At 69.1% G+C, this 4,649-nt stretch carries 5 protein-coding genes; 1 reads left to right on the top strand and 4 read right to left on the bottom strand.

Annotated features, from left to right (window positions below; genetic code table 11):
- A partial coding sequence (locus AB4Y86_RS12645) for an FAD-binding oxidoreductase (RefSeq protein WP_441402572.1) occupies positions 1-1,120 on the top strand: 1,120 nt, incomplete at its 5' end.
- A 79-nt stretch (positions 1,121-1,199) separates the two neighbouring features.
- On the opposite strand, the gene AB4Y86_RS12640 is transcribed toward AB4Y86_RS12645, so the two are convergent.
- Genes AB4Y86_RS12640 through AB4Y86_RS12625 form a run of 4 tightly spaced genes read right to left on the bottom strand, consistent with a single transcriptional unit; the run spans position 1,200 to position 4,591 of the window.
- Positions 1,200-2,018 carry an IclR family transcriptional regulator domain-containing protein gene (locus AB4Y86_RS12640; RefSeq protein WP_441402571.1) on the bottom strand — a complete coding sequence of 273 codons (819 nt, stop codon included), beginning with the start codon at positions 2,016-2,018 and terminating at the stop codon, positions 1,200-1,202.
- Positions 2,019-2,021: 3 nt separating this feature from the next.
- Positions 2,022-2,687, bottom strand: coding sequence for a 3-oxoacid CoA-transferase subunit B (locus AB4Y86_RS12635; protein ID WP_441402570.1), 666 nt, complete (start codon positions 2,685-2,687; stop codon positions 2,022-2,024).
- A 1-nt stretch (position 2,688) separates the two neighbouring features.
- Positions 2,689-3,348, bottom strand: a complete 660-nt coding sequence (locus AB4Y86_RS12630) for a 3-oxoacid CoA-transferase subunit A (RefSeq protein WP_441402569.1) — start codon at positions 3,346-3,348, stop codon at positions 2,689-2,691.
- Between the two features lie 31 nt (positions 3,349-3,379).
- On the bottom strand, positions 3,380-4,591 hold the full coding sequence (locus AB4Y86_RS12625; protein WP_441402573.1) for a thiolase family protein: 1,212 nt from the start codon (positions 4,589-4,591) through the stop codon (positions 3,380-3,382).
- Between the last annotated feature and the right edge of the window lie 58 nt (positions 4,592-4,649).

Here is a 4,649-nt window from a genome sequence, read left to right as displayed (position 1 = left end):
CGGCGAGATTGTGCTGTGCCTGGGTTCCATGCGCGAGATCCTGGAGATCTCCCCGGCCAACAGGCTTGCCGTGGTCCAGCCCGGAATACTGAACGGCGCATTGAATGCGGAACTGGCCCAGCACGGGCTGTGGTGGCCGCCGGACCCGGCCAGCAAGGACATCTCCACCGTGGGCGGCAACATCGCCATGAACGCCGGGGGGCTCCTGTGCGCGAAGTACGGCGTGACCCGCGAAGCGGTGCTGGCGCTTAAGGTGGTGCTCGCCGACGGGCGCCTGATCTCGGTGGGGCACCGGACGGTGAAGGGGGTCACCGGATATGACATCTGCGCCCTGATGATCGGCTCCGAGGGCACCTTGGGCATCATCGTCGAGTGCACGCTCAAGCTGCAACCGGCAGTGACGGGCGTGCAGGCGACCATCGGCGCCTTCTTCCCGGGGGTGGAACAGGCCGCGGACGCCGCGGCACGCATTACGGCGGCCGGGCTCGTCCCGGCCATCATGGAACTGCTGGACCGCCGTACACTCGAATGCGTCGGCAGGTACACCGGCGAGGACCTGCTCGGGCAGGGAGGCTCCTACTTCCTCGTCCAATGCGACGGACCGGCCGCCCTGACCGACGCGGGCGCCGTGGTCGACATCATCACGGCGGCGGGCGGAGCCGCGCGGACCACCACCGATCCGGACGAGTCGGCCCGCCTGGTGAACATTCGCCGGCAGGCGTTTCCGGCGCTGGAATCACTGGGCACGATGCTGGTGGAAGACGTTGCGGTACCGCGGGACCGGGTCAGCGACGTCTTCCGCAAAGTCCTGGACCTCGAAGAGCGATACGGCATCATGATCCCCACCGCGTGCCACGCCGGCGACGGGAACCTGCATCCGACGTTCGTGTACCAGGGCGGGACAGTTCCAGACATCATCTGGAAGGCTGCCGGCGAACTGTTTGCCTACGCCCTCGAACTCGGCGGAACGCTCTCCGGCGAACACGGCATCGGCCTGCTGAAGCGGCGGTGGCTCGGCGACGAACTCGGTCCGGACCTGCTCGACCTCCAGCAGCAGATCAAGGCCGTCTTCGATCCGAAGGACATCCTCAACCCGGGGAAGGTCTTCCCCGCTGCCTGAGCCCGTGCTGGAGCCGGTGCTGAGCCCGGCCGGTGCTTGAGCCCGGCCGGCGCTACGGGCATGCGTTACCGGGCGTGCGCTAACGGCCGGCGGAGAGGTCCGCCGAAATGAGTTCCGCTGTGGCGACGGCGGCTTCGCGGACCGAGGCCAGGTACGCGGCAGGATCCGGCTGCGCGGCGACGGCCTGGGCTTGCAGCGAGACGTTGATCGCGGCGACCACCTTGTCCGGCCCGTCGTGGATCGGCGCCGCCACGGACATCAGCCCGAGTTCCAGTTCCTGGTCCAGCACGCACCAGCCCCGGGCCCGCACGGTATCCAATTCCGCCAGCAGCTCAGCCCGGGTGCCGATGGCGCGCGGGGTGAGGGGCCGGACCTCGGCGGCGGCCAGGTACTCCTGCAGTTCCGCCGGCGGGAGCGCGGCCAGCAGGACCCGGCCCATGGAGGTCGCGTAGGCCGGAAACCGGGTGCCGACGGTGATCCCCACGGTCATGATCCGGCGCGTCGCCACCCGTGCAATGTAGGCGATGTCCGTCCCATCGAGCACGGCGGCCGACGTCGACTCCCCCAGCTTGAGGGAGAGCTCCTCCAAGTGCGGCTGGGCGATTTGCGGTAGCGACAGTCCGGAGAGATAGGCGTAGCCGAGCTGCAGGACCTTGGCGGTCAGGGCGAAGGTCTTCCCGTCGGTGCGGACGTAGCCGAGTTCCACGAGGGTGTGCAGGAACCGGCGCGCGGTGGCCCGGGTGAGGCCGGTCCGGGCCGCGACCCCGGTCAGGGTCATCATGGGGTGCTCCGAGTCGAAGGAGCGGATCACCGCCAGTCCCCTCGCGAGCGACTGTACGTACTGGTCGCTGGCCGCCGGTGCCCCGTCGGCTCGGATAGTCTTTGCTGCCTCAGTCACACTTCACGCGGCCTTGAGCGGCACGGGCACCAGGGCCTGCAGGTCCTCGAGGGTGCAGCCGAACGTCTCGCGGACCCGGACGCCGTCGGGACCGGTCAGGAAGACGGCCTTTTCCGTGTAGACCCTCGTGACGCAGCCGATCCCGGTGAGCGGATAGCTGCAGGTCTCCACCAGCTTGGACACCCCCTCGCGGGTCAGCAGGGTCATCATCACGAAGACGTCCTTGGCGCCGGTCGCCAGATCCATGGCGCCGCCGACGGCGGGAATCGCGTCCGGGGCGCCGGTGTGCCAGTTGGCCAGGTCCCCGGTCGCTGAGACCTGGAAGGCGCCCAGCACGCAGATGTCCAGATGCCCGCCGCGCATGATCGCGAACGAGTCGGCGTGGTGGAAGTAGGAGGCGCCGGGCAGTTCCGTTACCGGGATCTTGCCCGCGTTGATCAGGTCGCCGTCGATCTGGTCGCCGGTGGCCTCCGGTCCCATGCCCAGCATGCCGTTCTCGGTGTGCAGGGTGATGTTCTGCTCCGCCTCGAGGTAGTTGGAAACCAGGGTGGGCTGGCCGATGCCGAGGTTCACGAAGGAGCCGGGCTTGATGTCGCGGGCCACCAGGCGGGCGAGGTCGTCGCGGCCCAGCGGTGTGTCCGAAGTCTGGATCCTTGTCTCGAGACTCATCTCAGGCCACCTTCACGATGTTGTTGACGTAGATTCCGGGGGTCACGATGACTTCCGGGTCCAGGCTGCCCGTCGGGACGAGCTCGGAGACCTGGACGATGGTGTGTTTCGCGGCCGCGGCCATGATGGGGCCGAAGTTGCGGGCCGTCTTGCGGTAGACGAGGTTGCCCTTGCCGTCGGCCTTGAGCGCCTTGATCAGCGCGACGTCGGCGTGGATCGGGGTCTCGAACACCTGCCACTTGCCGTCCAGGAAGCGGGCTTCCTTGCCCTCGGCCAGCGTGGTGCCGTAGCCCGTGGGGGTGAAGAAGCCGCCGATCCCGGCGCCGGCGGCCCGGATCCGCTCGGCCAGGTTGCCCTGCGGGACCAGCTCCAGCTCGATCTCGCCGGCCCGGAACTTTGCGTCGAAGTGCCAGGAATCGGACTGCCGCGGGAAGGAGCAGATCATCTTCTTCACGCGGCCTTCCTTGATCAGCAGCGCGAGGCCCTGGTCGCCCTGGCCCGCGTTGTTGTTGACCACTGTCAGGTCCGTGGCGCCGCAGTCCATCAGGGCGTCGATGAGTTCGAACGGCTGGCCGGCATTGCCGAAGCCGCCGATCATCACGGTGGAGCCGTCCTGGATGCCGGCGACGGCTTCGCCGACGGTGTCAATGAAATTCAGCATGTACTAGCCCTTTACTGGTTTTGCCGGCAGGTCATGCCGACAGGTGATGCCCGGGGGCGGTGGTGACGTTTTCGAGGACGACGGCGAGTCCCTGGCCGACGCCGATGCAGATCGCGGCGACGCCCCAGCGTTCTCCGGAGGCCTGCAGGGACCGGGCCAGGGTGCCCAGGATCCGGGTGCCGGACGCGCCCAGCGGGTGGCCCATCGCGATCGCGCCGCCGTGCCGGTTCACGATGGCCGGATCGATGCCCCAGGCGTTGATGCAGGCCAGGGACTGCGCGGCGAAGGCTTCGTTCAGTTCCACGGCGCCGATCTGGTCCCAGCCGATCCCGGCCTTCGCGAGGGCCTTGTTCGCCGCCTCCACAGGGGCGTACCCGAAGAACTGCGGGTCGTTCGCGTGCGCGCCGCGGCCCGCGACCCGGGCCAGCGGGTCCAGGCCCAGGATCCCGGCGGCGGCCTCGGAACCCAGCCACGCCGCGGACGCCCCGTCGGACAGCGGTGAGGCGTTCCCGGCCGTGACGGTCCCGCCCTCGGCACGGAACACGGTCTTCAGCCCGGCGAGCTTCGCCGCCGAAGACCCGGCCCGGATACCCTCGTCCCGGACCAGGTCCGTGCCTGGCACCGGGGCAACCAGGCCGTCATAGAAGCCCTCGTCCCAGGCCGCGGCGGCGAGGCTGTGCGAGGCGGCGGCAAACTCATCCTGCGCCTCCCGGCCCACCCCGTACTTCTCCGCCAACCGCTCGGTGGCCTCCCCCAGAGACACGGTCCAGTCCGGCCGCATCGCCCGGTTCACCAGCCGCCAGCCCAGCGTCGTGGACACCAGCGACAAGTCCCCCGCCGGATAGGGTTTCTCCGTCTTGGGCAGCACCCACGGCGCCCGGGACATCGACTCGACCCCGCCGACCAAAACCAGGTCCGCGTCCCCGGTGTTGATCTGCCGGGACGCGATCATCGCCGCGTCCAGCGAGGACCCGCACAGCCGGTTCACCGTGGTGCCCGGGATCGAGACCGGCAACCCGGCCAGCAACGTGCCCATCCGGGCCACGTTCCGGTTCTCCTCGCCGGCGCCGTTGGCGTTGCCGAACACCACCTCATCGATCCGGTCGGCGTCCAGCCCCGGCGCGCGCCGGACCGCCTCGCCGATCACGTGCGCGGCCAGATCATCGGGCCGGACCCCGGCGAGCCCGCCGCCGAACTTCCCGAACGGGGTCCGCACGGCGTCGTACACAAAAGCCTGATTCATGAGTTCCTCGAAATTCTCTGTGGGGCCCAACTGGCTGGCAGTTGTTGTCGTTTTGAGC

This window comes from Arthrobacter sp. 2YAF22_2 (assembly GCF_052114645.1).
Classification (GTDB): domain Bacteria; phylum Actinomycetota; class Actinomycetes; order Actinomycetales; family Micrococcaceae; genus Arthrobacter.
Note: the sequence above shows the minus strand (reverse complement) of the source record. Positions and strands in the feature narration are given on the sequence as shown.

Bases quoted from the DNA above. Each gene is read 5' to 3' on its own strand.
- AB4Y86_RS12635 (WP_441402570.1), bottom strand. From the start codon at position 2,687: ATGAGTCTCGAGACAAGGATCCAGACTTCGGACACACCGCTGGGCCGC.
- AB4Y86_RS12630 (WP_441402569.1), bottom strand. From the start codon at position 3,348: ATGCTGAATTTCATTGACACCGTCGGCGAAGCCGTCGCCGGCATCCAG.
- AB4Y86_RS12625 (WP_441402573.1), bottom strand. From the start codon at position 4,591: ATGAATCAGGCTTTTGTGTACGACGCCGTGCGGACCCCGTTCGGGAAG.